Origin of the sequence: [Phormidium] sp. LEGE 05292 (genome assembly GCF_015207735.1) — a bacterium.
GTDB lineage: Bacteria > Cyanobacteriota > Cyanobacteriia > Cyanobacteriales > Aerosakkonemataceae > Floridanema.
This window is the reverse complement of the sequence record NZ_JADEWG010000296.1, coordinates 1-2,930: the sequence shown is the minus strand read 5'-3', so window position 1 is coordinate 2,930 and position 2,930 is coordinate 1. Positions and strand designations below refer to the sequence as shown.

At 41.1% G+C, this 2,930-nt stretch carries 1 protein-coding gene; it reads left to right on the top strand.

Annotated elements, in window-relative coordinates; all coding sequences use genetic code 11:
* Nucleotides 1-630 precede the first annotated feature (630 nt).
* A partial coding sequence (locus IQ264_RS32040) for a filamentous hemagglutinin N-terminal domain-containing protein (RefSeq protein WP_228061972.1) occupies nucleotides 631-2,930 on the top strand: 2,300 nt, incomplete at its 3' end.

Here is a 2,930-nt window from a genome sequence, read left to right as displayed (position 1 = left end):
CCCCCCCACCTCTTCCTCCCAGTCCCCCATAATTGAGGCTACTGGTTGGAAAATTAATTCATTTGGTCAGATAGAATTAGTAAAGAATAGTATTGAAGGAATTCCTCCTGGTAGTTGGAATCATCAGACGGGGTGCCAAGCGCCTAATGGTAGGCTACGCGATCGCTAATCATATATTGGGAATCATCGATCGCCAGTTCACCAAACTAACGAAATAGATTCCCTCGTCTGCTTGGTCAAAAAATCATGAATAATTACTTCAAACAACTAATGCAAGAAGGCAGAAGGCTTTGTCAGGGCGGGTTTTGTTGTTAATTCTTCTGTTACTGAGATCTTGCACTTCTGAGGCGGAGCCTCTATTTCTCGTTACCAGGTTGAACCTGGTAACGAGGGTTGGGAGGTTCTACCTCCTGACTGGAGCAAGATCTGAGCCCCCAATAGATGAAAGAAACACAGTCAATAACAGTTTGAGCAAATATGTTTCTTAGGAGTGTTATTAATTCTTCTGTTATGATGACAAAATTTTCTTCTAAACTCGCCCTTACTGTTAACTGTTTTCAGCTGCTCAATCATTTCTGCTGCGCTGCTCTAGGCACTGTTTCCCTGTTATTTCTTATTACCAACAATCCCTTGTCGGCACAAGTAATTCCTGATGCCACATTACCTAACAATAGTGTTGTGATTCTCAATGGAAATAGTATTCGCATTGAAGGCGGTACAACTAATGGTAGCAATCTTTTCCACAGCTTCCAAGAATTTTCCATTCCTACTGGGGGCGAAGCATTTTTTAATAACGCACTCAATATTCAAAATATTTTTAGTCGCGTCACTGGGAAAAATATCTCTAATATAGATGGCTTAATTCGTGCTAATGGCAAAGCTAACTTATTTTTAATTAATCCGAATGGAATTATTTTCGGCCCAAATGCCCAATTAAATATCGGTGGTTCATTTATTGCTAGTACAGCAAATAGCATTAAGTTTAACGATGGCAGTATTTTTAGTGCTACTAATCCAAATACGACACCTTTGCTCACAGTGAATGTGCCGATCGGTTTGCAATTCGGGCCAAATTCACCTGGACAAATTCAAGTTTTAGGCTCTAATTTAGCTGTACAAACTGGGCAAACTTTGGCGCTAATAGGTGGAGATTTAACAATTTCTGGTAGCAGCAATCCCCAAGCAACGGGTCTTACTGCTGGCGGAATTCCCATTGTATTATTTCAAGGAAATCTTATACCTACTACACCAGGAGGAAGAATTGAATTAGGAAGTGTAACTCAAGGTGATGTCAGTTTGACAACTAGTGATAAAGGTTTTGCTTTTGATTATCTAAGTACCCAAAATTTTGGCGATATTCAATTATTAGGTAATGCGAAAGTTGATACTAGTGGAACTGGGGGAGGTGAAATGCAAATCCAAGCCAGAAATCTTCGCCTCAGCGAAGGTTCCCGTCTCTCTTCTTTTACTTTGGGTGATTTACCGGGAGGAACGATCGCCATAAATACTTCCGAGTCAGTAAAAATTGTTGGTACTGGCGGCTATGAACAAAATGTCCTCAAATTTGTGACGGGAACTGTTACTATCAGCGATCTAATCAACGGCTTTTTTACCTTAACTTTTGGTTCGGGAAAAGCGGGAGATATCATAATTAATACTCCTAAATTTATGGCTGGTAATGGAGCTTATGTAGCTGCTTCTACATTTGGAGGTGAGGGGGGGAATATTACTATAAATACATCAGATTTATTAAAGTTAAGTTCCGCTTTTATTGCTACAGGATCGGGAGTAAATGCGGTGGGGAATTCTGGAGAAATAACGGTAAATACTAGTATATTCTTAGCAGAAGATAATGGTATAATCACTACTTCTAGTTTTGGCACAGGAAAAGGTGGAAATTTAACTGTAAACGCTGCTGATTCGATCGACATAAGTAGCAGCAATCCGATTCCTCTTTCCCCAAACGCTAGAGCTTTTGGCGGCTTGTTTACCAGCAGTTTTGGTCTGGGAGATGCGGGGGAATTGCGGATTAATACCAGACAAGTAACTCTTCGCAGTGGTGCAATTTTAGCAGCTAGTTCCTTTGGTCAAGGACAGGGAGGAGATATCACAGTTAAAGCATCTGAATTTGTAAAATTAGAAGGGAGTTCTCCCGATGGTCAACTGTTAAGTGCAATCACTTCTGTTACAGAACCGGGATCTACAGGTAGAGGGGGAAATTTAACTATAGAAACCGATCGATTAATTTTACAAGATGGGGGAAGAGTGAGTATTCGATCGCGCGGAACCGGAGACGCTGGTAATTTAATTGTCGAAGCTAACTCGGTTTTGATGAATAATCAGGGCGGTTTAGAAGGAACTTCCGCATCAGGAGAAGGAGGAAATATCACCGTGCGATCGCGCACCATACAAATGCGTCAAAATAGTTTTATTTCTGCTACTGCTGGCACAGAAGGCGGAACCGGAAATGGCGGTAATATTACTATCAATACCAATACTTTAGTTGCTTTGGAAAATAGCGACATTACTGCTAATTCTGTCGCTAGTCAAGGCGGCAAAGTTACTATTAATGCTCAAGCTATTTTTGGCATAGAATATCGTTTAGCACCTACTCCCAATAGCGATATTACTGCTACTGGCGGTACACCAGCTTTAAGCGGTACTGTCCAAGTTAATACACCAGAAGTTGATACTAGTGCAGGTTTAGTTCAATTACCAGAAAACTTTACTGATATTAGTAATCAAATTGTCACTGGTTGTTCGATTGCAAGTAACAATAGCTTCGTGATTACTGGAAGAGGTGGTTTACCTGAAGATCCTAACCAAACCCTCAGAGGTCAGACAGTTTGGCGCGATTTACGTACTCTTGGGGAGATGGGGAGATGGGGAAATGGGGAGAATTATTCTTCCACTCCCCCTATCACCCAACC